This is a genomic window from Microbacterium binotii, from assembly GCF_021398715.1.
In the GTDB taxonomy this organism is placed as follows: Bacteria; Actinomycetota; Actinomycetes; order Actinomycetales; family Microbacteriaceae; genus Microbacterium; species Microbacterium binotii_A.
Genome location: NZ_CP090347.1, coordinates 2,186,627 through 2,213,199 on the forward strand (window position 1 = coordinate 2,186,627; position 26,573 = coordinate 2,213,199).

Genomic DNA, 26,573 nt, shown 5'->3' on the forward strand with positions numbered 1-26,573 from the left:
CGCGGCGAAGCGCCTCAGCGCAGGCGACGCACCATGGTGTCGCGCCCCTGGGCGGGAGACGTGACGGCGAAGCCCTCGGATCGGTAGAGGGTCGCGGCGAAGTTGTCGCGTTCCACACTGAGACTGAGTCGCGCGTAGCCCTCGGCCCGCGCCGCCGCCACCAACTGCTGCAGCAGGGTGCGCCCCACCCCGTGGGCGCGCCAGAGGGGGCGCACCCCGATCACCAGTTCCGGAACTCCCGTGGCGATGTAGCCGAAACCCGGATCCGTGCGCGGCAGCATCCGATACCACGCCGCGCCGATCGCGTCGCCCTCCGGGCTCACGGCGACGAAGCCCGTGTCGCCCGGCCGTTTCCACCCGGAGATGTAGCGAGCATGCTCCGGGATCGCGAGGATCTCATGCCGCGGACGTGCCGCACCGGGCCGCCAGTTCGCGGCCTCGACCACCATGTCCGCGAGGAACACGCCGTCCGCCTGTTCGGCGGGACGGATCCGAAAGCTCGCGGGCATGCCCGGATCATAGCGACGAAGCGGTCAGGCCTCGATCACCAACGGCACGATCATCGGTCGCCGACGCAGACGCTGGTTCACCCAGCGGCCGATCGTGCGGCGGACGACCTGCGACAGCGCGTGGGTGTCCCGCACGCCCGATCCGGCCGCCTCCGCGAGCGCCGCGGCGATCTTCGGCTTGACGTCCTCGAACACCGAGTCGTCCTCGGCGAAACCGCGCGCGTGGATCTCCGGTCCGGTGATGATGCGGCCCGTGGAGGCGTCGACCACGACGATCACGGAGATGAAGCCCTCTTCTCCGAGGATGCGGCGGTCCTTGAGATCCGCATCCGTGATCTCGCCCACGGTGGAGCCGTCGACGTAGACGAACCCGATGTCGCGCTGTCCGACGACGCGGGCCTCGCCGTCCTTGAGGTCGATGACGGTGCCGTTCTCGGCGAGGATCGTCCGCTCGGCCGGGATGCCGGTGTCCTGCGCGAGCTTCGCGTTGGCCATCAGGTGGCGGTATTCGCCGTGCACGGGCAGGACGTTGCGCGGCTGCAGGATGTTGTAGCAGTACAGCAGCTCGCCCGCGGCGGCATGGCCGGAGACGTGCACCTTCGCGTTGCCCTTGTGGACCACGTTGGCGCCGAGCTTGGTCAGCCCGTCGATCACGCGGTAGATCGCGTTCTCGTTGCCGGGGATCTGGCTGGAGGCGAGGATCACGGTGTCGCCGGGGCCGGGCTCGATCTCGTGATCGAGATTGGCCATGCGCGAGAGCACCGCCATCGGCTCGCCCTGCGAGCCGGTCGACATGTAGACGATGCGGTCGTCGGGCAGATCCCGCGCCTTCTTGTAGTCGATGAGGACGCCATCCGGAACCTTGAGGTAGCCGAGGTCCTGCGCGATCGTCATGTTGCGCACCATGCTGCGGCCGAGGAAGGCGACCCGGCGACCGTGGGCGGCCGCCGCGTCGATGACCTGCTGCACGCGGTGCACGTGACTCGAGAAGCTCGCCACGATCACCCGTCGCGGCGCGCGACCGATGACCTGGTCGAGCACGGGGCCGATGGAGCGCTCGAGCGGGGTGAACCCGGGGACGTCGGCGTTGGTGGAGTCGACGAGGAAGAGGTCGATCCCCTCCTCGCCCAGGCGGGCGAAGGCGCGGAGGTCGGTGAGACGGCCGTCGAGCGGCAGCTGGTCCATCTTGAAGTCACCCGTGGCCAGTGCCATGCCGGCGGGGGTGCGGATGGCGACGGCGAGGGCGTCGGGGATGGAGTGGTTCACCGCGACGAACTCGAGATCGAAGGGTCCGACCTGCTCGCGCTGACCCTCCGCCACCGTCAGCGTGTACGACTTGACCCGGTGCTCCTTGAGCTTGGCCTCCACGAGGGCGAGCGTCAGCCCCGATCCGATGAGGGGGATGTCGTTCTTGAGCTTCAACAGGTACGGCACGGCGCCGATGTGGTCCTCGTGGCCGTGCGTCAGCACGATGCCCACGATGTCATCGAGCCGGTCGCGCAGGGGCGCGAAGTCGGGGAGGATCAGGTCCACCCCCGGCTGGTGCTCCTCGGGGAAGAGCACACCGCAGTCGACGACGAGGATCTTCCCGTCGTACTCGAAGATCGTCATGTTGCGACCGACCTCGCCCAGCCCTCCCAGGGGTGTGACGCGCAGCGTCCCCTGAGCGAGTGCGGGCGGATCGTAGACAGTGTTGGCCATACGTACCTCTCCGGAAGCGGCCTGCGCCACATCCGTGTTCTTCCCGCTCATGGGAAAGAGCGGGCTATGGGGCTCGCCTCCTGGCGAGCCGTTGTCAGCGTGTGGTTCCGTGCACCTTGGGCAGGGCGCCGCCGGCGGCGGCGTTGCGGTCGGGACGGAAGTTGGAGAAATCGGCACCGGGGACGTCGCGCACCAGGGCGAGCTCGTCCTCGATGATGGCGGCCTCCCACTCCTCCGGCCCCACGAGGGGCAGGCGGACGCGGGGGCTGGAGATGCGGCCGAGGCCGTGCAGGATGTACTTCGCGCTCACCGTGCCCGGCACGTGCGTCATGACGGCGCGTACGAGCGGCTCGAGCCGCTTGTGCTCGGCGGTCGCCGTGGCGAGATCGCCGCGGTTCACCGCATCCACGATCGCGCGATAAGGGGTGGCCGCGATGTTGGCGGTGACGCCGATGAGTCCCGACGCTCCGATCGCGAGGTGCGGCAGAACGTTCGCGTCATCGCCCGAGAAGTACATGAGATCGGTCTGGTTGAGCACGCGGCTCACTTCGCTGAAGTCACCCTTCGCATCCTTGATCGCCAGGATGTTGGGATGCTTGGCGAGGCGCAGGATCGTCTCGTACTTGATCGGCACCCCGGTGCGACCCGGGATGTCGTAGAGGATGACGGGCAGATCCGTCGCGTCTGCCACGAGGCGGAAGTGCGTGAGGATGCCGGCCTGGGTCGGCTTGTTGTAGTACGGCGTGACGATCATGATGCCGTCCGCGCCGGCCTTCTCGCTCGCCCGGTACAGCTCGATCGCGTGCGCCGTCTCGTTCGAGCCGCCGCCGGTGATGATCTTCGCCCGGCCGGACGCGACGCTCTTCCCGACCTCGACGAGGCGGAGCTTCTCCGGGTCGGTCAGCGTCGAGGTCTCCCCCGTCGTACCGGTGACCACGATGCCGTCGGCGCCCGCGGTGATGACGTCGTCGATGTGCTTCTCGACAGCGGGCCAATCGACCTCGCCGTCGGCGGTCATGGGGGTGACCAGCGCGACGAGCACCTGTCCGAAGGGGTTGCCCGTGTGCGTCATGCTCCCAGGCTATCGGTTCCGGCCGCTGCGGCCCCACCGGATGAGCGTCGATCGCCCTCCGCGCGCGGATGCGGCAACATCTGCACGAGCGGTGGGGCTGGTGTGCCCCCGCGCGGCGTGTGAGACAACGGGAGACTCGGCGACCGTGCAGATGTCACGTCACGAGAGGGAGGCGATCCGCATCCGTGCCAACGTCGCCGAGATCGCGCGCTGGACCCGCCGCCAGTCGTGCACGATGAGCGCATAGTCGAAGCGCAGGGTCTCGTAGCCCTGGGCCGCGGCCTCGGCATCACGCACCAGGTCTCTGTGGCGCAGGCTCGCCCCTTCGTGGTTGAGGCGACCGTCGACCTCGATGATGAGCCTTCCGTCGACCACGAAGTCCACGACTCCGATCCCTCGAATGAGCACCTGGCGCTCCAGGGAGATGCCGAGCAGACGCAATCGCAACCTGAGGAGCGATTCCAGTCCGCTGTCGGCGTCCGGACGAGCGAGGTCGACGAGCCACCGGAACCGGGCAGGGAGGCGCCTTCGCACTTCGTCCCGGTCCGATCGGTCGAGCAGCCCCAGGCGCCAGGCCGATTCGAACGCCGCGAAGAAGCTCTCTGCGCCGAGGCAGGCGGCCAGCTGGACGAGCGCCTGCGTGATCGAGACCATGCCGAACGCGGAGGCCCCTGCATCCCGGTGCACGACGCAGGCGCACGGCGGATGCGGATGCCCACGACCATTCGACCCCAGCCACACGTGCAGGGTCGGTATCGCCTCGAGCACCCACACGCCACGGACGCGAAGCGCCGCCGCGCAGGCGAGCTCCCCGCCGTGGGCCGCCGCGTCCCGGACATCGGGGGGCGCGCCGAGCGCGTACACGCCCTTCCGCACGCGCTCGACAGCTCCGCGAGCGGCAGCGCGGGCGAGGGCGCTGCGGGATGCGCCGAGCTGGCCGGCACGCGCGACACCGCCCAGCGCGCGGAGGCGGTCGGCGATCTTCACGGCGTCCATGCGCCCACCCTCCGCGTCCGCGCGCGGGACCTGACGCTCCTGCGGCGGATGCGGGACGACTCACCGTTCGAGGCGTCGTGGGGAGGTTCGATCGACCCTCTCACCGCCCACCGGCACGCCGCGACGCGACATCTGCACGATCGGTGGTGCTGGTTTGCGCTGGTGCGACCCGTGTGGCGTCCGAGCGGCGATCCACCGTGCACATGTCGCGCCGAGATGCTGGGCGACAGCTCGCAGGCGCACGAGAACCTGAGCGCCGACGCACGCGATGGCGCGCACCCGCACCGCACGCACTCATCACCGGCACCGCCGTAGGGTGGCGGCATGGTCTGGCACACGTCCGCAAGCCGCGTCGTCTACGAGAACCGCTGGATCCGGGTGCGGGAGGACGACGTCACCGGCCCCGACGGCGAGGGGATCTACGGTGTCGTCGAGATGCAGCATCCGGCGGTGTTCATCGTGGCGCTGGACGACGAGGACAACGTGTGTCTCGTGTCCGTGCAGCGCTACACCACCGGCCCCTCGTGGGAGGTGCCGGCGGGCGGAAGCGACGGGGAGGAGCCGCTGCTCGCCGCTCAGCGCGAGTTGGCCGAGGAGACGGGCCTGGTGGCGGCGGAGTGGGAACACCTCGGCAGCATGAATGCGCTGAACGGGATCGCCGTCGCGCCCGAGCACGTGTTCCTCGCACGGGGCCTCTCCCCCGCACCGGACAGCGCGCTCGCCCAGACGGAAGAAGGCATCGACGAGGTCGTCCGGGTGCCGTTCGCCGAGGCGCTCACGATGGTCGGGGACGGCCGCATCAGCGATGGCGAGACCGTCGCGGCGCTCGCGTACGCCGGCATTCGGCTCGGTCGTTTCGTCTGACTCAGCGGCCTCGCCGACCGAGTCTCGACGCGAGTCGGTCGGGCGCGATGCTCGCCAGTGCGGCGAGCGCGCGGTAGCGAAGAGTCGGCACCGAAACGGCCTTGCCGCGTGCCGCATCGTGCAGCGACGGGGTGACCACGTCAGCGGGGTTCAACCACATCCAGCCGGCGACGCCCTCCTGACCGGGCGCGAGACCGAGCCGCTCGTGGAAGTTCGTGTGCGTGTAGCCCGGACACACCGCCGTGACCGTGACGCCGCGCGGCGCATAGGACGCATCGGCCCAGCGGCTGAACGACACGAGCCACAGCTTCGATGCTCCGTAGGTCGAGCGCGGGATGAACGCGGCGATGGAAGCGACGTTCAGGATGCGGCCGCTGCCGCGCGCGAGCATCGGACCGAGCGCCGCGTGCATGAGCCGCATCGGCACCTCGACGTGCACGGCGAGATGCCGCACCTCGTCCTCGATGTCGTTGCGCTCGAAGTCGAGGGGAAGACCGAACCCCGCGTTGTTGACGAGGATCTCCACAGGCCGCTCCGGATCCGTCGACCGCTCGACGACCGTCTGCCGCTCCCCCGCATCCAGCAGGTCCGCGACGAGGACCTCCGCCGCGACACCGGATGCGGCACGCACCGCGCGGGCGACCGACTCGAGCGCCTCGGCGTCGCGCCCGACCAGCACGACGTCGGCGCCGCGCGCGGCGAGCTGCCTGGCGTACTCGGCGCCGAGTCCGGAACTGGCACCGGTGATGAGAGCCGTCTTCGCCATGCGCAGAGCCTACGCGCCGACACGTATCGTGAGTCCATGGTGGACGTACTGCTCTGGGAGTGGGAATGGGCGTGCTGCGGCGAGCCCTTCGCCGTGGGCGACCGCATCGAGTTCGGGGTCGTGGATGTGGCGGAAGGGGTGCGCGAGCTGTGCGCGCCCGCGGCCGACCCCGAGTTCGTCGAGACCCACCACGAGAGGGAACCCGAGCTCCACATCGGGGGCGTCGTGCGCTCGGTGGCAGCACTCACCGTTGCTCATCGGATGCGGCGCGTTCCCCGGCAGCCACCGGCGCCGCAGGTCACGCGCCTGTCGGCCCCGGGCGCGGAATGGGCGATCGAGGTGCGACCGACTCCGTATGTGCTGACCTCGGAGCAGCTCGTCGGCACCGCGCGGGCGGAGCCGCTCGGAGGTGTCAGCCGCGCCGTCGAGGACGAGGACGACGACGACACCGAGCGTGCGGCGCGCGACGAGGATCCCGCCGACGGCGACATCCGCCGCAGCCTCGTGGGCTACCTCGTCACGATCGACGAGGAGTGATCACGGCGCGACGCGGCCGTTCGCGTTGAAGGCGGAGTGGGTGAGCGGCATGAGCTCGGTCCAGAACGCCTCCATCTTCTCGGCGCACATCTCGATCTCGCGCTGCGGGAACGACGGGAAGTGGGTGCCCTCGACTTTGGTGCGCAGCGAGAGGAAGTTCATGAGCGCGCGGGCGTTCATGGTCACGTACATCGAGGAGTAGATGTTCAGAGGCAGCACGATCCGCGCGACCTCGCGGGCGACACCGGCATCCAGCATCCGCTGGTACGCCTCGAAGGCCTGGATGCTGGCGGCGCGGGTGGCCTCGTCGACCAGCTCGAACTGCTCGTCGGTGCCGGCCAGGAACTCGTACGCGCCGGGCTTGCCCACCTGGATGAGGTTGCGCTCACGGGCCGGCACATAGAACACGGGACGCAGCTCGCGGTAGCGGCCGGACTCCTCGTTGTACGAGGCCATCCGGTGGCGCATGAACTCGCGGAAGACGAAGATCGGCGCCTGCACGTAGAACGTCATCGAGTTGTGCTCGAACGGCGAGCCGTGACGATCGCGCATGAGGTAGTTGATGAGTCCGCGATCGCGCGCGGTGGCCTGGTCGCCGGATGCGGCGGACTCGAGCGTCTGCTCCCCCTGCGTCGACACACGCGCGGCGAAGAGCACGTCGGAGTCGGAGGCACTGGAACGGACGAGCTCGACCGTCACGTCGCTGCGGAACTGGATCTCGGCACTGGACGCGTCACTCACCCCCTCAGCGTATCCCGGCGCTGTGTTACGCACATGCGTCATCTTCGGCATAATCGATGCCCGCGCATGCACGCAGGTCTAGCCTGGGTTGTCGTGGACCCCCTCATCGCCGTCGCCGTGCTGGCCGCGCTGCTCGCGGCGACCGTCGGACTCGGCCTCGCCCTTCGCTGGCGACAGAACCGGCCGCGACGGGTGGATCCCGACGAGGTCGTGGATCCGGCACGTCTCGGCGCTCCCGCCCTCGGCGAGGTGGCGACGCTGCTGCAGTTCAGCACCGAGTTCTGCGCGCGCTGCCCCGGCGTGCACCGCACGCTTTCCGACATCGCCGCCGACCGCGAAGGCGTCGTGCACCTCGACGTCGATCTCACGCACCGCACCGACATCGCGCAGCATTTCCGCGTCCTGCAGACGCCGACGACGCTGATCCTCGACCACCGGGGCACCGTGCGCACGCGGTTCGGCGGAACACCCCGCCGCGACGTGGTGGAGCTGGAACTGGCCCGCGTGACTGAGGAGTCGACCCGTGTCTGATCGTTCGCCCGCCCGGATCGATGTGCGGGGACCCCGCTTCGCCGCCTCCATCACCGCCGTGCTCCTCCTGATCGCGGTACTCCTCGGCCTCACGGGACGTGGGGTCGATCCCTCAGCGGGAACGTACGGATGGTTCGCCTACCAGCCCCTGGCCGAAGGAACGCTCACCTCGGCGCCTCTGGGAGCGGTGCTGGCCTATCGGGCGGCCGACCCGGGCTTCATCCTGCTGGCCGTGATCGCGGCACTCTTCCTGTGGGGCGTCGTGTCGCCGCGCACCGCACCGTGGGGCGTCCTCTACCGGAAGCTCGTGCAGCCGCGGCTCCGACCGGCGACCGAGTTCGAGGACCCGCGTCCGCCGCGTTTCGCCCAGGGGGTGGGACTGTTCGTCACCGCCGTCGGGCTCGTGCTGTACCTCGCCGGTGTGCCGTGGGCGCTCCCGATCGCTGCGGCGGCCGCGTTCGTCGCCGCGTTCTTGAACGCCGTTTTCGGGCTCTGCCTCGGCTGCCAGCTCTACCTGCTGCTCGCTCGCGCGGGCATCATCCGCACCGCCAGCCCGGTCTGAGCACACGTCGCTGTCAAGACCGGCACCTTCGCAAAGTTGTGGCGGTTACGCTGTGCCCCGAGGGCCGAAACGCGGCCGGAGGGAGACGACCATGAGTGTCACCAGCGAAGCCAGCACCAGCTGGAAGGGAAGCCTCGCAGAGGGATCGGGCGAGGTCGCCCTCGAGTCCTCCAACCAGGGTCCCCTTGCCGTCAACTGGAAGGCTCGCAGCGAGGGCTCCACCTCGGTGACGACGCCCGAGGAGCTGCTGGCCGCGGCGCACTCGTCCTGCTTCAGCATGGCGCTCTCGCACGCCCTCACCGAGAACGGCACCCCTCCGGAGAGCATCGAGACGACCGCGTCCGTCACGTTCGTTCCGGGCACCGGCATCAGCGGCAGCCACCTGAACGTCAACGCGAGCGTCCCGGGCCTGTCGTCCGAGGACTTCGCCCGTATCGCCGCCGAGGCGAAGACGGGATGCCCGGTCTCGCAGGCGCTCGCGGGCATCGAGATCACGCTCGAGGCGACGCTTGCCTGAGCCTCGCCACGTCGTCGTCAGCGGCGCTTCCGGGCTCATCGGCAGCGCTCTCGTGACGTCGCTGCGCACGGACGGAGTGCGAGTGACCACACTCGTGCGCCGTCCGGCGCAGAGCGCCGACGAGGTGCCGTGGCTGCAGGACGCAGGGCCGCTCGATCCGGCTGTCCTCGCGGGGGCGGACGCCGTCGTGTCCCTGAGCGGCGCGAGTGTCGGACGCTTTCCCTGGACGCGCTCATACAAGAGCACGCTACTGTGGTCCCGCCTCACCCCGACCCGGACGCTCACCCGGGCGCTGCGCACGCTGGGGGCGGATGCCCCCGCGTTCGTCTCCGCCTCCGCGGTGGGCTACTACGGATCGGCTCCCGGCGTGCGCCAGGACGAGACCTCCGCTCCGGGCGACGGCTTCCTGTCGAGGCTCACCGTCGACTGGGAGCAGGCCGCGCGCGAGGCGGGCGACGATGCACGCGTGACGCTGTTGCGCACGGCCCCGGTGGTGCACGAGCAGGGGGTGCTCAAACCGCTCCTGCTGCTCACCAAACTCGGCCTGTCCGGCCCGATCGGTCGCGGTACCCAGGCGTGGCCGTGGATCTCGCTCGACGACGAGGTGGGGGCCATCCGCCACGTCCTCGCCGAGCAGATCACGGGCCCGGTCAATCTGACGGGACCGACTCGCGCGACCGCCAACGACCTCGGCTTCGCGCTCGCGCGACGCATGAACCGACCCTATGCACTTCGCGCCCCGGAGTGGGCGGTGCGCGCGGCACTCGGAGCGGACGCCACCGAGGCGCTGCTGACCAACGACGTCGACCTCGTGCCGGCGGTGCTGACCTCCACCGGCTACCGCTTCACGCATCCCACGGTGGAGGATGCGGTCGCCGCGGCGGTTCCCGCCGCCTGACGCTCAGCCGCGGTCGCGCCGCTCCAACCGGATCGCGGTGCGCACCGCGGCGCGAGCGCGCCGCCGGTCGCCCGATCCGTCGTAGGCGAGTCCGAGGCGGTACCAGGCCCGCCAGTCGTCGGGCGCTTCCTCGACGTCCTGCCGGTAGGCGGGGAAGACCGCATCCGCCTCGTCGCGCAGGACGCGTCCGCTCGGCCGGGTCTCCAGCGCTTCGGTGGGCAGGGCGTCTTCGGCTTCCAGCCTGCGGCCCAGCGCCTGCGCACGCACGCCGAACCACAGCTCCCGCCCGACGGCCCACACGGCGATGACCGGCAGGACCAACAGGGCGACGCCCGCCGCGACCCCCAGCGGCATCCCGCTGGTCAGGAGCAGCCAGGCGCGCTGGCCGACGAACACGGCGTAGAGCGCGAACGCCGCCACCATGACGGCGACGCCGATGCGCGCGCTCATGGAGTCGTCGCAGCGATCTGGCCGGATGCGGCACCGTCGGTCACCCCGGCACCGGTCTTCGGCGCCCCGGGCAGGCGGATGCCGATGTCGAGGAAGCTGTCGAGTCCCACGTGCACTCCTCGGGCGTCGCGGGCCGCGGCGAGCGCGATGCGGATGCCGGGGGCGTACGCCAAGGCCGGCTCGACCGTGTCGTGGACGATCGAGAGCGACTCCCCTGGGCCGGAGAGGATGACCTCCTGACGCGCGACCACACCGGGGCGACGCAGGGAGTGGATCGGGACGCTGGCGACCTGCTGTCCGCGCGCGCGCTGGTCGACGTGCGGGGCCTCGACCGGACCGGTTCCCTGACGGGCGGCGGCGATCATCTCGGCCGTGCGCACCGCGGTGCCGCTGGGCGAGTCGATCTTGGTCTCGCGGTGGGCTTCGACGATCTCGATGGAGTCGAAGAAGGGAGCCGCGGCGGCGGAGAGGGCCGAGCCCATGACGGAGCCGAGGGAGAAGTTCGGGATGAACACGACGCCGACGTCCGCCGCATCCGCCAGGGGACGCACGAGCGCGATGCGCTCGGCCGACCACCCGCTCGTGCCCACGAGCACGTTCTTGCCGCGTTCGATGGCGGCGCGGACGACATCGACGGAGATGGCGGGGATCGAGGCGTCGATCACCAGGTCGGCATCGTCGATGGTCTGGATGTCGTCGCGCGACGACAGGGCGGCGACGAGCTCGAAGCCCTCTTCACCCTCGACCACGCCGCGGATGATGCTTCCCAGCTTGCCGGTTGCTCCCACGATGGCCACACGCGTCGTCATGTCTCCACCCTAGGCGCACCCCGGCTACGCTCGCGGTATGCCCACCCTGCGCGCCCTTCCCGCAGACGACCCCGTCAGTCACGAGCTGCTCACCCTGTACTTCGCCCGACGCGCGGAAGGGTTCCCCGGCGGCGGATACCGCACGGTCTTCCCCGACCCCGCGGCCTTCGAGCAACCGAACGGCGTGTTCCTCGTGCTCTTCGACGACGCCGGCGAGGCGATCGGATGCGGCGGCGTCCGTCGCATCCCCGACGGGCCCACGGGCGTGCGCTATGAGCTCAAGCACCTCTTCGTCCGTCCCGAGGCCCGCGGCAGCGGCGGCGGTCGGCTGCTCGTGACCGAGCTCGAGGAGCGCGCCCGGGCCTTCGGCGCAGCGGAGCTCGTGCTCGACACGCACCACTCGCTCGAGGCCGCCGGCTCGCTCTACACACGCAGCGGCTTCACCGCGATCGAGCCGTACAACGACAACCAGAACGCCACGCGCTGGTACGGCAAGGTGCTGACCTGAGCTCGGAGCCTCAGACGGGCGGGACTTCGGGGAGGCCCGTGCGCAGCTCGAACGGCAGATGGGCGAGGTCGTTGTGCGAGACGAGCGTCCACGGCCGCCCGTGGCGCTGCGCGATGACCGTGAGTCCCGCGTTGGCCTGATTGAGTGTCATCCAGCGCCAGTCCGGCGCGCCCAGCACCTCGCGCACGAACCATCCGATCACCGCGTTGTGCGTGATGATCAGCTCGTGCACATCGCCCTGCTTGCGCACGAGGAAGGCGGCCAGGGCGTCGGCCATCTGCGCGCGCCCCGCATCCACCGCGGCCTCCGTGATACCGCCGAAGAACGGCTCGAAGACCGCGGGCGTTTCCTCCGTCATCCCGGTCGGAACGCAGTCGAACAGCAGTGACGAGGCTTCCGGCGTGATCGACGGCATGCGCTCGGCGACCGCGCGGGCCGTCTCCGCTGCGCGCACGAGCGGCGAGTGCCAGACGGCATCGAACGGAACGCCCGAGAGTCGGTCGGCCAGCAGTTCAGCCTGGCGGCGGCCGCGCGGCGACAACGGTCCGTCGTCGATGCCGTGCTCCGCATCCTGATGCTCGCCGTGGCGGACGAGATAGATGTAGTGAGTCACGCCTGTCGCTCCGTCGAGTAGGTCGAACGCCTCATCGGCGTCTCATCCACCCTAACCCGCTACTCCGACGCGCGCGCGATCTCCGACAGCTGACTGCGGGTGAGACGAAGCCCCACGCCCTGCAGCACCTCTTCGACGTGGCCGGGCGCGTAGGCGTTCGCGATGGGGGCGGCGACGATCCGCTGGGCGAGCAGCCACGCCACCGCGACCGCCGACACCGGCACACCGAACTCCGCCGCCACTGCATCCATCGCCTTCAGCGTGCGGCTGCCGCGCTTGGTCAGGCTGCCTGCGAGCTGGGCCGCACGAACGGAGGTGACCGCCTTGTCGCGTGTGCGCCGGGCGCCGGCGAGGAACCCGTGCTCCAGCGGATGCGACGGCGTCACCGCGACGCCCTGCGCCCCGGCGACGAGTCTCAGGTCGCCATCGAAGTCCTTGCGGCGCAACACGTTGTAGGGCACGTCGAGCACCGTGAACCGCGGGAGCCCCGCCGACGAGAGGATGCGGGCCTCCACCAGCTGCTCCGCTCGGAGGCCGTACGCGCCGATCGCCCGCACTTTGCCGGCCTCGATCAGCCACTCCAGCGTGGCGAGCGTGTTCTCGAGCGAACCCACGCCTGCCGTGCCGTCGATGTAGAGCACGTCGATGCGATCAATGCCGAGACGCACGAGCGAGGCCTCGACCGAGCGGATCAGGTTGACGGGGCCGAGGCCCGGGTGGTCCGGATGCGCGCCGACGCGGGTCATGAGCACGAGGTCGTCGCGCACGCGGCGCTTGCGCAGCCACTCGCCGATGATGTGTTCGCTGCGCCCGCCCGCGAAGCTGTCCGCGGTGTGCACGGCGTTGCCGCCGCGCTCGACGTACGCGTCGAGGATCGTGTGGCTGGTGTCGATGTCGACGTTCCAACCGAACTCCGCGCCACCCAGGATGAGGGGGAAGATGCGCTGTCCGCTCTCGCCCAGATCGATGCGGATGCCGGCGCCGACACCGGGACCCTGTACGGGGATGGGGGCCGAGGGATGCATCTCGGCCACATCCATCGGCGCGACCGGATGCGTCGCCGTGCCGATTCCGAAGATTCTCACGCGCACCCCTTCCGCATTCTCGTGTCGCGGAACGCGGAATCCGTGGAACTCCCGCGTGGCTCGACGCGTACTTAGACAGTAAGTGAGCGCGCGCTCACCGGATCCCGCCACGGCGACAGATCGATAAACATTGCATAACTCTTTTGTCACGGCCTCCCCGCGGACGGCTGAGGCCCCCGCCGCGATATCGCGACGGGGGCCTCAGCGGCGTTCGGGATCAGCCCTCTGCGGGAGCCTCCGGACCGGGGTTGGCCGCGTCGCGACCCTCCTGGTCGGCAGCCTCTTCGAGCACCGGCTCGAGCGACAGCTTGCCGCGGTCGTCGATCTTCGTGATCTTGACCAGCAGCTTCTGACCCACGTTGAGCACGTCGTCGACGTTCTCGACGCGCTTGCCGCCGGCGAGCTTGCGGACCTCGCTGACGTGCAGCAGGCCGTCCTTGCCGGGCAGCAGCGAGATGAAGGCGCCGAACGTGGCGATCTTCACGACGGTGCCGAGGAACTGCTCGCCGACCTCGGGGTTGGTTGGGTTGGCGATCGCGTTCACCTGGGCGCGGGCGGCCTCGGCCGAGGGGCCGTCGGTCGCGCCGATGTAGACGGTGCCGTCCTCCTCGATGGAGATCTGCGCGCCGGTCTCGTCCTGGATCGCGTTGATCGTCTTGCCCTTCGGGCCGATCAGCTCACCGATCTTGTCGACGGGGATCTGGACGCTGATGACGCGGGGCGCGGTGGGCGCCATCTCGTCGGGAGCGTCGATCGCGGCGTTGAGCACGTTCAGGATCGTCAGACGCGCGTCCTTGGCCTGCGTGAGAGCTGCGGCGAGCACCGACGACGGGATGCCGTCGAGCTTCGTGTCGAGCTGGATGGCCGTGACGAACTCGCTGGTACCGGCGACCTTGAAGTCCATGTCGCCCAGCGCGTCCTCTGCACCGAGGATGTCGGTCAGCGCGGCGTAGCGCGTCTGGCCGTCGACCTCGTCGGACACCAGACCCATCGCGATACCCGCGACGGGTGCGCGCAGCGGCACACCGGCGTTGAGCAGCGAGAGGGTCGAGGCGCACACGGAGCCCATGGACGTCGAACCGTTGGATCCGAGAGCCTCGGAGACCTGGCGGATCGCGTAGGGGAACTCCTCGCGGCTGGGCAGCACGGGAACGAGGGCGCGCTCGGCCAGGAAGCCGTGACCGATCTCGCGACGCTTCGGGCTGCCCACACGGCCGGTCTCACCGGTCGAGTAGGGCGGGAAGTTGTAGTGGTGCATGTAGCGCTTGCTCGTCGTGGGCGACAGCGAGTCGATCTGCTGCTCCATCTTGAGCATGTTCAGCGTGGTGACGCCCAGGATCTGGGTCTCGCCGCGCTGGAAGATCGCCGAACCGTGCACGCGCGGGATGACCTGCACCTCGGCGTCGAGCGCGCGGATGTCGGCCAGGCCGCGTCCGTCGATACGGACGCCCTCGGCGAGGATGCGGCCGCGCACGATCTTCTTGGTGACCGACTTGTACGCGGCCGAGAACTCGAGCGTCGCCGCGGCGGGCAGCTGCTCGGCCTCGACGGCGGCGACGAGCTCTGCCTTGACGGCATCCTTCACCGCGTCGTCTGCGTTCTGACGCTCCTGCTTGTCGGCGATCTGGTAGATCGGGACGAGCTTGTCGTAGGCGCGCTCGGCGACGAAGTCGTACGTCTCCTGGCTGTAGGGCGGGAAGACCGGGTAGGGCTGGATCTCCTTCGCCGCGGTGTTCGCCACGACGTTCTGCGCCGCGACGAGCTCCTTGATGAAGGGCTTGGCGGCCTCGAGACCCTGCGCGACGATCTCCTCGCTGGGCTTGGTGGCGCCGGCCTTGATGAGGTCCCAGCTGTGCTCGGTGGCCTCGGCCTCGACCATCATGATCGCGACTTCGCCGTCCTCCAGGACGCGACCGGCGACGATCAGGTCGAAGACGGCCTCCTGCAGCTGCTCGGCCTTCGGGAACGCGATCCACTGGTCGGCGTGCTCGCCGTGGCCCGGGATGAGCGCGAGACGCACACCGGCGATGGGACCGGAGAACGGCAGACCGGAGATCTGCGTCGACAGGGATGCGGCGTTGATGGCCAGAGCGTCGTAGAACTCGCCCGGCGCGATCGAGAGCACCGTGACGACGATCTGGACCTCGTTGCGGAGGCCATCGACGAACGACGGGCGCAGCGGACGGTCGATCAGACGGCACACCAGGATCGCCTCGGTCGAGGGGCGGCCCTCACGACGGAAGAACGAACCGGGGATCTTGCCGGCGGCGTACGAGCGCTCCTCGACGTCGACGGTCAGCGGGAAGAAGTCGAAGCCCTCACGAGGGTGCTTCCCGGCGCTCGTGGCCGAGAGGAGCATCGTCTCCTCGTCGAGGTAGGCGGCAACGGCACCCTGTGCCTGCTGCGCCAGTCGCCCGGTCTCGAACCGGACGGTGCGGGTGCCGAATCGGCCGTTGTCGAGAACGGCTTCGGCGGCGGTGATTTCCGGACCTTCCAAGAGGTCCCTCCTTCTTTGTTTAGGCTCGCCACCCCGTGTGGGCGACGAGCGGACATGCGAAGGAGCAGGGCTGCGGTTATGGGCGCGCGGCATGACTGCAGAGAGCCTGCGCTGGCCACCAGTAGAAGACCACCCGGCGTGCGACGCACGACGAGGAACCCACCACAGGGGACCAGCTTCCCGCCGGCCTGCTCCGTGAACTCGTATGGAGTTGGGCGATCGCAGAGAGCGATCCGCCTCAGCCTACCAGGGCAACCTGTTCTCACGCCGGTCGGCGCCGCCTATCGTGGAACGCACACCCGCGACAGCGGAACCGACGAGAGGACAGGTCATGACCGACGACACCACCCCCGGCTCCGACCGCGACGCCGAACCGGGCACCGAGCCCGCAGCCTCCGGCGAGGAGCAGCTGGTCGAGGACGGTCTGCTCGACGGCACTCCGGAGACCCCGGACCCGCGCGAGGAGGCGCAATTGCAGGCGCAGCTCGAGCGCGAGATGCGCTTCGACGGCTTCGAGCAGGGCATCGAGGGCTGACACGCGACGAAGAGGGGCCCCGGCACGCATTGCGTGCCCCCCTCTTCGTCGATCAGCGTGCCGTGGTCGCCATCGGCTTCGCGGCCGCATCCCCCTGCGCTGCGACGGGCGTCTTCTCCCCCGCATCCGCACCGTGTCCGCCGGTCAGGGTGGACTCGTCGAACGGGCGGGCCCCGGAGAGCACCTCGCGCACCCGCGCCTTGTCGATCTGCCGGGTCCAGGTGCCGATCAGCACGGTCGCCACCGCGTTGCCGGTGAAGTTGGTGACCGCGCGGCCTTCCGACATGAAACGGTCGATGCCGACGATGACGCCCACACCGCCGACCAGGTCGGGTCGGTAGGTCTGCAGACCTGCCGCGAGGGTCGCGAGTCCCGCGCCGGTGACGCCCGCGGCCCCCTTCGAGGCGATGATCATGAACACGAGCAGGCCGATCTGCTCGGGGATCGACATCGGCGCACCCATGCCGGTCGCGATGAACAGCGATGCCATCGTGAGGTAGATCGCCGTGCCGTCCAGGTTGAACGAGTACCCCGTGGGCACCGTGATGCCCACGACGGGCTTCGAGACGCCGAGGTGCTCCATCTTGGCGATGAGGCGGGGCAGCGCGGACTCCGACGACGACGTACCGACGATGAGCAGGTATTCGCGGCCCAGGTACTTCATGAGCGAGAAGATGTTCACCCGGGCGACCGCATAGAGAAGCGAACCCAGCACGCCGGCGATGAAGACGAAGCACGTGATGTAGAACGCGACCATCAGAAGCCCGAGCCCGAGGATCGCGGCGACGCCGGTCGAGCCGACGACGGCCGCGATGGCGCCGAACGCGCCGACGGGCGCAAGCCAGAGGATCATGCCCAGGATGCGGAACACGAGCGTCTGCAGGTGGGTGACCGCCGTCATGATCGGCTTGCCCTTCTCCCCCAGCCCCTGCAGCGCGAAGCCGACCAGGAGCGCGATGAAGAGCACCTGCAGCACGCTGCCGCCGGTGAACGCCGCGAAGAAGGACTCGGGCACGATGTGCAGCAGGAAGTCGACGGTGGAGGTCGCCTCGCCCGTCGCCTGGTAGGTCGAGCCGGACATGTCCAGCCCCTCGCCCGGGTGGATGATGTTGCCCACCACGAGACCGATCGCGAGCGCGAAGGTCGACATGCCGAGGAAGTAGACCAGGGCCAGTCCGCCGATCTTGCCCACGGTCGCCGCCTTGGCGATGGAACCCACGCCCACCACGATGGTGCAGAAGATGATGGGGGCGATCATCATCGTGATGAGCGACACGAACGCCGTTCCCAGCGGCTTCAGGCCCACGGCGAACTCGGGGAAGGCCAGTCCCACGACGGCACCGGCGACCACGGCGATGATCACCGAGACGTACAGCCAGGTGTGCTTGTCCCATCTCTTGCGACCGGGGCGGCCTGTCAGCCGCGGCAGGGTCACCGTCGTCGTGCGGGGAAGTCGCAGAGCCATCATCGTCTCCTTCTCGATCGGGCCGCCTCATCGTGGCCACGCTCGTACCTTGATGCCCGCTGACGGACCGGGTCGAGTTGTGGTCGTATTGATCACGGAGGATGCGGTGAGACCGACGAAGTTCCCGACGAGCGCGGCCACGCGCCTGTTCCTGCTGATCGCCGCCGCTGCCGTCGCGGCGGCGGCCCTGCTCAGCGCGGTGCTCGTGCTGGACGCGCAGCGCGCGGAACGTGCGGAGGCGGAGCGCGTGACGCAGATCGTCGCGCGCACCCTCGCCGAGGACCCCTTCGTTCGAAGCGGCGTCACCTCCACGGCCCCCTCCGCCGTCCTCCAGCCGTTCGCGGAGTCGGTCATGGCGGCCAGCGACCTGGACTTCGTGACGATCATGTCGCCCGACGGCGTGCGCTTCACCCACCGCGATCCCGCCCGGATCGGCGAGCGCTACATCGGGACGATCCCCGCATCCCCCGAATCGCTCACCGAGGAGCGCGCGGGGACGCTCGGGCCCTCGGTGCGCACGATCGCCCCCGTCACCGAGGGCGACGAGGTCGTGGGGTGGGTGTCCGCGGGGGTGACGTTGGGCAGCATCGGCGACGGGATCGCCGCCCGGCTGCCGTTCGCGCTGGCGGTCGCGCTCATCGTGCTGGCCGCGGGCCTGGTGGGTGCGGTGCTGGCGCGCGGGCAGACGCGACGCGTGACGGGCGACCTCGCCGCATCCGAGATCCGCGACACGCTCTCGAGCGCCGAGTCGATGCGCACCCTCGGCGAGGCGCTGCGGGCCCAGACGCACGAGCACGGCAACCGCATCCACACCGCCGTCGCCCTGCTCGAGATGGACCGGCGCGAGGAGGCGATCGCTCTGCTCACCGACTCCGCCCAGGCCTCGCAGGACCTGGTCGATCAGGTCACGGCGCGCGCCGACGGGGACGCCACCGTGGGCGCCCTGGTGCTCGGAAAGGTGTCGCAAGCGGCCGAACGCGGGGTGCTCCTGCGCACGCAGATCGCTCCCGACGCGCCCCGCTCTGTTCTCTCCGCCGTCGACGCCGTCACGGTCGTGGGTAATCTGCTCGACAACGCCGTGGATGCGGCGGCCACCGGCCCCACGCCGCGCACCGTCGATTTCACGATGACGCGTTCCGGGCAGGACCTGATCCTCACGGTGGCCGACTCGGGTGCCGGTGTGCCCGTGGAGATGCGCGAGAGGGTGTTCGAGATGGGATTCAGCACGAAACCCGCCGGGGCCGAGGGTCGCGGTGTGGGCCTGGCGCTCGTGCGCGACATCGTGACGGCGTCGGGCGGCAGCATCCGCATCGACGACGCCCATCCGAGCCGCTTCGTGCTCGTGTTGAAGGGGCGGGCATGATCCAGGTCCTCGTCGTCGACGACGACGCATTGACGCTGGAGCTGCACGGGCAGTACGTCGGCCGCCTGGACGGGTTCGAGGTGAGTGGACTGTGCGCGGGAGCCGCGGCAGCGCTGCGCGCGCTCATCGGCCCTGCACCCCGGCCGGAGGTGGACCTCGTCCTGCTCGACATGACGATGCCCGACGCGAGCGGCCTGGATGTCCTGCGCCGCATCCGCGCCGCCGGGAGCACGGTCGACGTGATCGCGGTGACCAGCGTGCGTGACGCCGACACCGTGAGGGCGACCGCGAGCCTCGGGGTCGTGCAGTACCTCGTGAAGCCCTTCACCTTCGGCGTGTTCCGGGAGCGGCTGGAGCAGTACGCGCAGGCATGCGAACGGCGCACTCCGCGCGGGCCCGCGACGCAGGCCGAGATCGATGCGCTGCTGGGGGCGGGTCGCACGGCTCCCATCCCGGTCACGCCGAAGGGCATCTCGCCGGACACGCTGGACGCGGTGGGCCGGGCACTCCGAGAGGGCGACGCTCTCTCGGCCGTCGAGACGGCGCGCCTGCTGGGCCTGTCGCGCGTCTCGGCCCGCCGCTACCTGGAGCACCTCGTGGAGATCGGTGCCGCCGAACGGCGTGCGCGCCACGGTCGCCCCGGCCGCCCGGAGAGCGAGTACCGCTGGTCGGTGTGACTCGTGGGGTTGGTGTGACGCCTGTGACGCAATAGCGTGTTCCGCATGATCGTCGAGCGCACGCCACGCCGACGGGCGCTGCGCCCGGTCGCGCTCGCTGTCGCCGTCACGATGGTCGTCCTGCTCGCCGGATCCGCCGCGCCCGCACAGGCTGCCGACACACCCTCCTGGAACGACGTGCAGAACGCGCGCGACAACCAGGCGGCCGCGGCCGAGCTCGTCGCCCGCATCGAGGCCGAACTCGACGCCGCACAGGAGCGCAGCGCAGCCTCCGCCACCGCGGCGCTGGATGCGGCGCGCGTCGCAGAGGACGCCCGCCGACGCGCGGACGACGCCGCGCAGCGATCCGCCGCACTCGATGCCCAGGTCACCGCAGCGCGGACGGAGGCCGAGGCGCAGCGGGCTCGCACCGGCGCACTCGCCTCCTCCATGTACCGCCTGCAGTCCGACGGTCCCCTCGTCGCCCGCCTGCTGACCGCCGCCGATCCGGACGATCTGCTCGACCGTCTCGGACTTCTCGAGACGATGGGAACGGCCTGGGCCGGCCGAGCGGCGCAGGCGCAGGACGCGGCGCAGCTCTTGGCCGCGCTCGACGGTCAGGCCGCCGCGGCACACACCGCGCGCGAGGATGCCGCCAGGGCGGCCGAGCGTGCCGCCGCCGACGCGCAGTCCGCCGCAGACGCGGAGGCGGCAGCGGTGGCGGAGCTCACCACACAGGCCGACACGCTCTACGCGCAGCTGGCGACCCTCAAGGGCACCACGGCCGACCTGGAGCGCCGGTACCGGTTGGCGAGTCAGGTTGCGGCGCAACCGGCGAATCCGGCACCCACATCCCCGTCCCCCGGCACTCCCGCTCCCCCGGCGCCCTCGGTGCCCGTCCCTCCGTCCGGCGGCGCCGTCGTCGTCGACCCCGCAGGCGCCAGAGAGTATGCGCGCGGCGCGATCGGGGCCTACGGCTGGGGACAGGATCAGTTCGAGTGCCTCGTGTCGCTGTGGAACCGGGAGTCCGGGTGGCGCGCCGACGCACTCAACCCCTCCAGCGGCGCCTATGGGATCCCGCAGTCGCTGCCGGGCGACAAGATGGCCAGCGCCGGCGCCGATTGGCGAACGAACGCCGCCACCCAGATCAACTGGGGCCTGTCGTACATCTCGGGCCGCTACGGCTCCCCCTGCGGCGCGTGGGGCCACTCCCAGGCCACCGGCTGGTACTGATCGCCCCGCTCGCAGGCGCTCAAGCGGACGAGGAGGCGCGGCGAGAGCGGCCGGCTCCGGGCATCTCGACGTAGTCGGCGTGCTTGGCGTCCAGTCCGTCACCGGCGGTGCGCCCCCGCATCCGACGCCACAGCCAGGGCAGCGCATCACGACGCAACCAGCTGCCTGTCGAGGGCTCGTCGTCGTGCAGTGCGGCGTCCAGATCACCCAGAGCCTCCGCATCCGGGATCCCCAACACCTCGGCGGCGCGGTAGGCGAGGAAACGGTGACCCCGCGAGCGAAGATGCACTTTGTCATCGGCCCACATCTCCAGCGCGCCGATCTCGGGCAGCGCGTCCAGGTCGAGGAGCATGCAGCCGTGGACGCGAGCGATGCGGCGCAGCTCGGAGGCGTACTGGGCGAAGCGGTGCGCGAACAGTCCCGCGGCCCGACGGTGCGGCAGGAAGGGCGTGACCAGGAGGACATCGCAGCCCGCCGCCCGCAGCGCGAGGACACCCTGCTCCAGTTCGGCGGCGAGCTGGCGCGGGGCCGCGCCGTGACCGACGAGGTCGTTCGCGCCCATCAGGATCGAGACGAGGTCGGGGCGCAGCTCGAGCGCCCGCGGGATCTGCGTCGTCGTGAGATCGCGCACGCGACGCGAGCGGACCGCGAGATTGGCGTAGCGGAAGGGCTCGCGGCCCCGGTGCTGCTGCGCGAGCAGCGGTGCGAGGCGATCGGCCCAGCCGCGGTACTGCCCGTGCGGGGCGCGTGAGGTGTCGCACAGGCCCTCGGTGAGCGAGTCGCCGAGGGCGACGAACCTCGCCCACCGGCGCGGCGCGGGAAGCAGCGCCGGAATGGCGGGGCGCGTCTCGCCGCGGGCCAGGAGTCGATCGTCGATCCGACGCAGCTCCCGTGCTTCGGCGTAGTGCCCGAGGAGCTGACCGTACAGCGACGCCCAGGTGCGCTCGGCGACGGCGTCGCGCGCGGCGACCGAGAAAGCCTGCCGCTTCGCGTCGTCACCCAGGAGGTCACCGACGCGAGCACGGAGATCCGCGAGGTCGCCGGGACGATAGAGCCATCCGTCGATGCTCGAACGCACGAGGTCCACGGGTCCGCCCGTCCCCGTGGCGACGACCGGGACGCCGCTCGCGTGCGCCTCCTGGATCGTCTGGCCGAAGGTCTCGCTCTCGCCGGGATGGACGAACACGTCGAACGACGCCATCGCCTCCGCGAGCTCGCTGCCCCCCAGGTGCCCGAGGAACACCGCGCCGGGAAGCTGCCGCTCGAGCTGTGCCCGGGACGGACCGTCTCCGACGATCACCAGCCGCGCACCCTCGACGCCCGCGAGCACCGCGAGATCCTCCACCTGCTTCTCCGGGGCGAGGCGCCCGACGTAGCCGATGATGCGCTCGCCCGGTGCGACGCGGCGGCGGAACTGCTCGCTCCGGCGCTCCGGTCGGAACCGCTCGCCGTCCACGCCCCGCGCCCACATCCGCAAGCGGTCCACCCCCATCCGCTCCAACTGCGCCACCGACGGGGTCGAGGGCGCGAGGGTGAGGGTCGCCCGGCGGTGGAGCCGTGCGACGTGGCCCGCCGCGAGGGCCGCGGCCTGCGGCATCCGATAGCGCTCGGCGTACGCGACGACATCGGTCTGGTAGATCGCGACGGATGCGGTGTGCAGCGACTCGGCGGCGTTCACGCCCTGCCACCCCAGCACGAAGGGCGATGCGAGGTGGACCACGTCGGGGCGGAACTCGCGGAGGATCGCCGCGATACGTGCGACGCGCGCGAAGACGACGCGCACCTGCGGATACGACGGCAACGGGAGCGAGGCGAGCAGCTCGGTGCGGGAGGCTGCGACCGCGTCGACGGACTCGCTCGAGCGAGGGGCGATCACGAGCGTCTCGTGACCGTCGGCGGCGAGGTGGCGGAGCACCTGCAGGACGGAGCCGGTCACCCCGTTCATGTGCGGAAGGTAGGACTCGGCGATCAGCGCGACTCTCACGAGACCAGGGTGCTCCCGGAGCCACGCCCGCACGGCGTGAACCGGGGTGGATCGTCGAGAGTTCACCCGATGCACCACGGCTCGTCACCGGACGTGCCCCGTTGGGTCGCCGTTCACCCGCCGCTGGGATGCTTCACCCGTGGCGGATCCCTTCCTGACCGATCTCGCGTCGAGTCCGTGGGCGCTGCCGCTCATGGCCCTGCTCGTGTTCGCCGACGCCCTTCTGGTGGTGATCCCGGGCGAGGTCGCGGTGACCGCCATGGGCGCACTGGCGGTGTCGACCGGCCAGCCCCCGATCGTCGCGGTCGTCGCCGTCGCCGCCGCCGCGGCATTCGCGGGCGACGCCGCCGGATACCTGCTGGGACGCACGGTCGGGATCGAACGCTGGCGCTGGATGCGGCATCCCCGCGTCGCGGCGGCGTTCGCCTGGGCGCGAGGGCGTCTGCACCGCAGCGCCGCGACGGTCGTGTTCACCGCCCGCTTCATCCCCTTCGCGCGCGTCGCCGTCACCCTCACGGCGGGAGCCACGCGCGTGCGCCCGGCGAGGTTCCTGGGCGCGTGCGGACTCGCGGCGCTGGGCTGGGCGGCCTATCAGAGCCTGATCGGCGCGGCGGTCGGCGCCATCGTGCCGGGCGGCCCCGTCGTCGCGGTGATCGTGTCCATCGTTCTCGCTCTTGGCCTGGGCTTCGCCGTGGACGCGGTTGCCGCGAGACGGGTGAGGGCGCCGCGGTGACGCAGCGCCCTCACCCGATGAGGAGAGGTCACTCCCCCGAGAGACCTCCCAGCAGATGGCCGAACGAACGGCCCTCCCCGAGGTAGTTCGCCGGATCGAACGGGTCGGCGTCGACGACGGGGCTGCGGCGGGCGATGGCCTCGGCCAGCTCGCGCGCGCCCTTGTCCACGCGGCTCGAGAGCGTCGCGACCTGGTCTCCGCTACCGCCCCAGTCGGCGGAGGCGGCGAACACGCCGGTGGAGACCGCATCCGCGTGGAGGTAGGCGAACAGCGGGCGGATCGCGTAGTCGATCGCCAGCGAGTGGCGGGCGGTCCCCGCGTTCGCGCCGATGAGCACCGGCTTGCCGCGCAGCGCGTCGGGGTCGAGCACGTCGATGAACGACTTGAAGAGACCCGAGTAACTGGTGGAGAAGATCGGCGTGACGACGATGAGCGCATCGGCCGACACGACCGTGTTGATCATCGTCTCCAGCGCCGTGGGCGCGAACCCGGTCAGCAGGTTGTTCGTGATGTCGTGCGCGTAGTCGCGCAGCTCGAACACGTCGGCGGTGATCTCGATGTCGCGCTCCGCCAGCTCGCGCGCCGTGGCGGCGAGCAGGCGGTCGGCCAGCATCCGGGTCGACGACGGGTTCGACAGCCCCGCCGAGACGACGGCGATACGACGGGTGCTCATCAGGCGCTCCGAGTGGCAGCGGCACCGAAGGCGGCGCCGACCGGCTGCGGGGTGTCCTGGTAGGGCGAACCCGAGGTCAAGTTGTCACCGCGGTTGGCACGCGGGGTGGCCTGACGGGGCTCGGCGTCGCCGTACATCTTGCGCACGAGGTTCTCGTGGGTCGGCGCGTCCGGCACCTCGGCGGGACGGTTCTTGGCGAGCTCCTTGCGCAGCACGGGCACGACCTCACCGCCCAGGATGTCCAGCTGCTCGAGCACGATCTTCAGGGGAAGCCCTGCGTGGTCCATGAGGAACAGCTGGCGCTGGTAGTCGCCGAACAGCTCGCGCATGCCCGCGTAGCGGTCGATGACCTGCTGGGGCGAGCCGACGGTGAGCGGCGTCATCTGCGTGAAGTCCTCCATCGACGGGCCGTGTCCGTAGACCGGGGCGTTGTCGAAGTAGGGACGGAACTCGTTGACGGCGTCCTGCGAGTTCGCGCGCATGAACACCTGTCCACCGAGGCCCACGATCGCCTGCTCGGGCGTGCCGTGTCCGTAGTGCGCGTAACGCTGGCGGTACAGCGCGATCAGGCGCTGGTAGTGCTCGGCCGGCCAGAAGATGTTGTTCGCGAAGAAGCCGTCACCGTAGTAGGCGGCCTGCTCTGCGACCTCCGGCGTGCGGATCGAGCCGTGCCAGACGAAGGGGGGCACGCCGTCGAGGGGGCGCGGCGTGGCGGTGAAGCCCTGCAGCGGGGTGCGGAACTTGCCCTCCCAGTCCACGACGTCCTCGCGCCACAGCTTGTGCAGCAGCGCGTAGTTCTCCAGCGCGATCGGCAGACCCTGGCGGATGTCCTTGCCGAACCAGGGGTAGACGGGGCCCGTGTTGCCACGGCCGAGCATGATGTCGGTGCGGCCGTTCGAGACGTGCTGCAGCATCGCGAAGTCCTCGGCGATCTTCACCGGGTCGTTCGTGGTGATGAGCGTCGTGGCGGTCGACACGAGCAGTCGCTCGGTCTGCGCGGCGATCGCGGCGAGCGTCGTGGTGGGCGACGACGACCAGAAGGGCGGGTTGTGGTGCTCGCCGAGGGCGAAGACGTCCAGCCCCACCTCCTCGGCGTGCTTGGCGATCGTGATGGTGTTGCGGATGCGCTCCGCTTCGCTCGGGGTGTGACCCGACACCGGGTCCTGGGTGATGTCCGAGACCGTGAAGATGCCGAACTGCATTCCCGGCCAGGTGGTGTTCTCGCTCACGATTCCTCTTCCGCTTCCCGGGTGCGTGCCCGCATCCGTTTCTATGCGATTGAATATATCCCGTATAACGCGTCGGGGTCGAGGTTATTCCCGGCGATCGGATGCCGATTCGTACAGATGACGCAGATCCCTGCTCAGTTGGTGGGGCACGGTCTCGCTCGGCGAATGGCCGGTGTCGTAGACCACGGCCTGCGCCCCGATCCGCGACGCATAGGAGCGGTACTCCGACTCGGGCCACAGATCGTGCGTGCCGGTGGCGACGAGCTTGGGCAGGTCGAGACCCGCGACGGCGGCCGTGACATCCGGCATCGTCATCATGAGGCCCACGATGTCGGTCACGCTCGAGCGACGGGTCAGCGCGAACCGCTCGCGCACGAAGCGCAGTCGTCCCGGCGGCACGCGGTTGAGGTTGTTGCGGATCCCCCACAGCATCAGCCCGGCACCCGCGCGCGGCCCCGCCGCGTCCGAGAGCCGTCCGATGCGCTTGACGCCGCGGAAGACCTGCCCCGTGGCCGGCGGGCAGGTCACGAGCGCGAGGGTCGCGAAAAGCTCGGGGCGCGCGACGAGCGCGAGCTGGGCGACGAGGCCCGCGAAGCTGTACCCCAGCACGTGCACGGGGGCGGATCCGGTTTCGAGCACCGTGATCATGTCGTCCACGAACAGCGGGTAGTCGTAGTGCCGTCGGGGCGGCACCAGGTTCTCCGGTCCCGCCGCCGCCGATTCGTACTGCCCCGCCAGGTCGTAGGACTCGACGCGGTAGCCGGCCGCGGCGAGCAGCGGCATGACCAGCACGAAGTCCTCCTTCGATCCGGTCACCCCGGGAACGAGCACAACCCTCTGGCCGCCCGCGGGGCCGAGCGAGACGCGGGCCAACGACCCCGACGGCGCGGCGACGACGTCACGCACGGCGTCCGGCGGGAACAGATGCCAGTCCACATCGCCGAGCGATCGGTCCTGCCAGGCAGCATCCTCGCGCACGACCATCGACACCCCCTCACCGGTGGCCACACCCTACTGCCTCCGCGAACAGGCGACACGCGCACCAC

28 protein-coding genes are annotated in these 26,573 nt (G+C 70.4%); 12 read left to right on the forward strand and 16 right to left on the reverse strand.

The window, feature by feature from the left end; translation table 11 throughout:
* Positions 1-14: 14 nt before the first annotated feature.
* The 4 genes from LXM64_RS10920 to LXM64_RS10935 all read right to left on the reverse strand — a co-directional run bounded on the left by LXM64_RS10920 (position 15) and on the right by LXM64_RS10935 (position 4,278).
* Positions 15-509, reverse strand: coding sequence for a GNAT family N-acetyltransferase (locus LXM64_RS10920; protein WP_137416571.1), 495 nt, complete (start codon positions 507-509; stop codon positions 15-17).
* Between the two features lie 24 nt (positions 510-533).
* The gene (locus LXM64_RS10925) at positions 534-2,210 is read right to left on the reverse strand and encodes a ribonuclease J (RefSeq protein WP_137419079.1); all 1,677 of its coding nucleotides are present in this window, start codon (positions 2,208-2,210) and stop codon (positions 534-536) included.
* A 94-nt stretch (positions 2,211-2,304) separates the two neighbouring features.
* Positions 2,305-3,282, reverse strand: coding sequence for a 4-hydroxy-tetrahydrodipicolinate synthase (gene dapA / locus LXM64_RS10930; RefSeq protein WP_137416570.1), 978 nt, complete (start codon positions 3,280-3,282; stop codon positions 2,305-2,307).
* Positions 3,283-3,441: 159 nt separating this feature from the next.
* Positions 3,442-4,278: an endonuclease domain-containing protein gene (locus LXM64_RS10935; protein WP_234073232.1), complete on the reverse strand. Its 837-nt coding sequence runs from the start codon at positions 4,276-4,278 to the stop codon at positions 3,442-3,444.
* Between the two features lie 324 nt (positions 4,279-4,602).
* Here LXM64_RS10935 and LXM64_RS10940 point away from each other — a divergent pair, with 324 nt between their 5' ends.
* Entirely contained in the window at positions 4,603-5,142 is a 540-nt protein-coding gene (locus tag LXM64_RS10940) for an NUDIX domain-containing protein (protein ID WP_234073233.1), read from the forward strand.
* 1 nt (position 5,143) lies between these two features.
* Here LXM64_RS10940 and LXM64_RS10945 read toward each other — a convergent pair whose 3' ends face one another.
* Positions 5,144-5,908, reverse strand: coding sequence for an SDR family NAD(P)-dependent oxidoreductase (locus LXM64_RS10945; protein WP_234073234.1), 765 nt, complete (start codon positions 5,906-5,908; stop codon positions 5,144-5,146).
* Positions 5,909-5,944: 36 nt separating this feature from the next.
* On the opposite strand from LXM64_RS10945, the gene LXM64_RS10950 reads away from it, so the two are divergent.
* The gene (locus LXM64_RS10950; RefSeq protein ID WP_234073235.1) at positions 5,945-6,445 is read left to right on the forward strand and encodes a DUF6578 domain-containing protein; all 501 of its coding nucleotides are present in this window, start codon (positions 5,945-5,947) and stop codon (positions 6,443-6,445) included.
* Here LXM64_RS10950 and thyX read toward each other — a convergent pair whose 3' ends face one another.
* Positions 6,446-7,186, reverse strand: coding sequence for an FAD-dependent thymidylate synthase (gene thyX / locus LXM64_RS10955; RefSeq protein WP_137416566.1), 741 nt, complete (start codon positions 7,184-7,186; stop codon positions 6,446-6,448).
* 93 nt (positions 7,187-7,279) lie between these two features.
* On the opposite strand from thyX, the gene LXM64_RS10960 reads away from it, so the two are divergent.
* From LXM64_RS10960 to LXM64_RS10975, 4 genes are all read left to right on the forward strand, one after another.
* The gene (locus tag LXM64_RS10960; RefSeq protein ID WP_234073236.1) at positions 7,280-7,717 is read left to right on the forward strand and encodes a TlpA family protein disulfide reductase; all 438 of its coding nucleotides are present in this window, start codon (positions 7,280-7,282) and stop codon (positions 7,715-7,717) included.
* Entirely contained in the window at positions 7,710-8,279 is a 570-nt protein-coding gene (locus LXM64_RS10965) for a DUF4395 domain-containing protein (RefSeq protein WP_234073237.1), read from the forward strand. The genes LXM64_RS10960 and LXM64_RS10965 overlap by 8 nt, the downstream gene beginning before the upstream one ends.
* Before the next feature lie 91 nt (positions 8,280-8,370).
* Positions 8,371-8,796, forward strand: coding sequence for an OsmC family peroxiredoxin (locus tag LXM64_RS10970; RefSeq protein WP_137416563.1), 426 nt, complete (start codon positions 8,371-8,373; stop codon positions 8,794-8,796).
* Complete coding sequence (locus LXM64_RS10975; RefSeq protein WP_234073238.1) at positions 8,789-9,694, forward strand: TIGR01777 family oxidoreductase; 906 nt, start codon at positions 8,789-8,791, stop codon at positions 9,692-9,694. The genes LXM64_RS10970 and LXM64_RS10975 overlap by 8 nt, the downstream gene beginning before the upstream one ends.
* 3 nt (positions 9,695-9,697) lie before the next feature.
* Here the strand turns inward: LXM64_RS10975 and LXM64_RS10980 are convergent, their stop codons facing one another.
* Both LXM64_RS10980 and dapB read right to left on the reverse strand, forming a co-directional pair.
* Complete coding sequence (locus tag LXM64_RS10980; protein WP_234073239.1) at positions 9,698-10,144, reverse strand: hypothetical protein; 447 nt, start codon at positions 10,142-10,144, stop codon at positions 9,698-9,700.
* Positions 10,141-10,953, reverse strand: coding sequence for a 4-hydroxy-tetrahydrodipicolinate reductase (gene dapB, locus LXM64_RS10985; RefSeq protein WP_234073240.1), 813 nt, complete (start codon positions 10,951-10,953; stop codon positions 10,141-10,143). The genes LXM64_RS10980 and dapB overlap by 4 nt, the downstream gene beginning before the upstream one ends.
* A 37-nt stretch (positions 10,954-10,990) precedes the next feature.
* Between dapB and LXM64_RS10990 the strand changes: the two genes are divergently transcribed.
* Positions 10,991-11,461 carry a GNAT family N-acetyltransferase gene (locus tag LXM64_RS10990; RefSeq protein ID WP_234073241.1) on the forward strand — a complete coding sequence of 157 codons (471 nt, stop codon included), beginning with the start codon at positions 10,991-10,993 and terminating at the stop codon, positions 11,459-11,461.
* 10 nt (positions 11,462-11,471) lie between these two features.
* Here LXM64_RS10990 and LXM64_RS10995 read toward each other — a convergent pair whose 3' ends face one another.
* From LXM64_RS10995 to LXM64_RS11005, 3 genes are all read right to left on the reverse strand, one after another.
* Positions 11,472-12,074, reverse strand: coding sequence for a histidine phosphatase family protein (locus tag LXM64_RS10995; protein WP_137416556.1), 603 nt, complete (start codon positions 12,072-12,074; stop codon positions 11,472-11,474).
* Between the two features lie 59 nt (positions 12,075-12,133).
* Positions 12,134-13,159: an aldo/keto reductase gene (locus LXM64_RS11000; RefSeq protein ID WP_419144833.1), complete on the reverse strand. Its 1,026-nt coding sequence runs from the start codon at positions 13,157-13,159 to the stop codon at positions 12,134-12,136.
* 217 nt (positions 13,160-13,376) lie between these two features.
* The gene (locus LXM64_RS11005; protein ID WP_234073242.1) at positions 13,377-15,656 is read right to left on the reverse strand and encodes a polyribonucleotide nucleotidyltransferase; all 2,280 of its coding nucleotides are present in this window, start codon (positions 15,654-15,656) and stop codon (positions 13,377-13,379) included.
* Positions 15,657-15,987: 331 nt separating this feature from the next.
* On the opposite strand from LXM64_RS11005, the gene LXM64_RS11010 reads away from it, so the two are divergent.
* Entirely contained in the window at positions 15,988-16,191 is a 204-nt protein-coding gene (locus tag LXM64_RS11010; RefSeq protein WP_137416553.1) for a hypothetical protein, read from the forward strand.
* Positions 16,192-16,243: 52 nt separating this feature from the next.
* Here the strand turns inward: LXM64_RS11010 and LXM64_RS11015 are convergent, their stop codons facing one another.
* On the reverse strand, positions 16,244-17,656 hold the full coding sequence (locus LXM64_RS11015; protein ID WP_137416552.1) for a cation:dicarboxylate symporter family transporter: 1,413 nt from the start codon (positions 17,654-17,656) through the stop codon (positions 16,244-16,246).
* Positions 17,657-17,762: 106 nt separating this feature from the next.
* Between LXM64_RS11015 and LXM64_RS11020 the strand changes: the two genes are divergently transcribed.
* The 3 genes from LXM64_RS11020 to LXM64_RS11030 are packed head-to-tail and all read left to right on the forward strand — an operon-like array spanning position 17,763 to position 20,908.
* Complete coding sequence (locus tag LXM64_RS11020) at positions 17,763-19,019, forward strand: sensor histidine kinase (RefSeq protein ID WP_234073243.1); 1,257 nt, start codon at positions 17,763-17,765, stop codon at positions 19,017-19,019.
* Positions 19,016-19,696: a response regulator gene (locus tag LXM64_RS11025; protein ID WP_234073244.1), complete on the forward strand. Its 681-nt coding sequence runs from the start codon at positions 19,016-19,018 to the stop codon at positions 19,694-19,696. The genes LXM64_RS11020 and LXM64_RS11025 overlap by 4 nt, the downstream gene beginning before the upstream one ends.
* A gap of 45 nt (positions 19,697-19,741) precedes the next feature.
* Positions 19,742-20,908 (forward strand): hypothetical protein, encoded by a 1,167-nt coding sequence (locus LXM64_RS11030; protein WP_234073245.1) that lies wholly within the window; start codon positions 19,742-19,744, stop codon positions 20,906-20,908.
* Between the two features lie 19 nt (positions 20,909-20,927).
* Here LXM64_RS11030 and LXM64_RS11035 read toward each other — a convergent pair whose 3' ends face one another.
* Positions 20,928-22,892: a GDSL-type esterase/lipase family protein gene (locus LXM64_RS11035; protein WP_234073246.1), complete on the reverse strand. Its 1,965-nt coding sequence runs from the start codon at positions 22,890-22,892 to the stop codon at positions 20,928-20,930.
* A gap of 139 nt (positions 22,893-23,031) precedes the next feature.
* Here LXM64_RS11035 and LXM64_RS11040 point away from each other — a divergent pair, with 139 nt between their 5' ends.
* Positions 23,032-23,625, forward strand: coding sequence for a DedA family protein (locus LXM64_RS11040; RefSeq protein ID WP_234073247.1), 594 nt, complete (start codon positions 23,032-23,034; stop codon positions 23,623-23,625).
* A 28-nt stretch (positions 23,626-23,653) separates the two neighbouring features.
* Here LXM64_RS11040 and LXM64_RS11045 read toward each other — a convergent pair whose 3' ends face one another.
* The 3 genes from LXM64_RS11045 to LXM64_RS11055 form a co-directional block, all read right to left on the reverse strand.
* Positions 23,654-24,298, reverse strand: coding sequence for an FMN reductase (locus LXM64_RS11045; RefSeq protein ID WP_137416548.1), 645 nt, complete (start codon positions 24,296-24,298; stop codon positions 23,654-23,656).
* Complete coding sequence (locus LXM64_RS11050) at positions 24,298-25,500, reverse strand: LLM class flavin-dependent oxidoreductase (protein WP_137419077.1); 1,203 nt, start codon at positions 25,498-25,500, stop codon at positions 24,298-24,300. Before LXM64_RS11050 ends, LXM64_RS11045 begins: the two co-directional genes overlap by 1 nt.
* A gap of 111 nt (positions 25,501-25,611) precedes the next feature.
* Positions 25,612-26,511, reverse strand: a complete 900-nt coding sequence (locus tag LXM64_RS11055; protein WP_234075464.1) for an alpha/beta fold hydrolase — start codon at positions 26,509-26,511, stop codon at positions 25,612-25,614.
* Between the last annotated feature and the right edge of the window lie 62 nt (positions 26,512-26,573).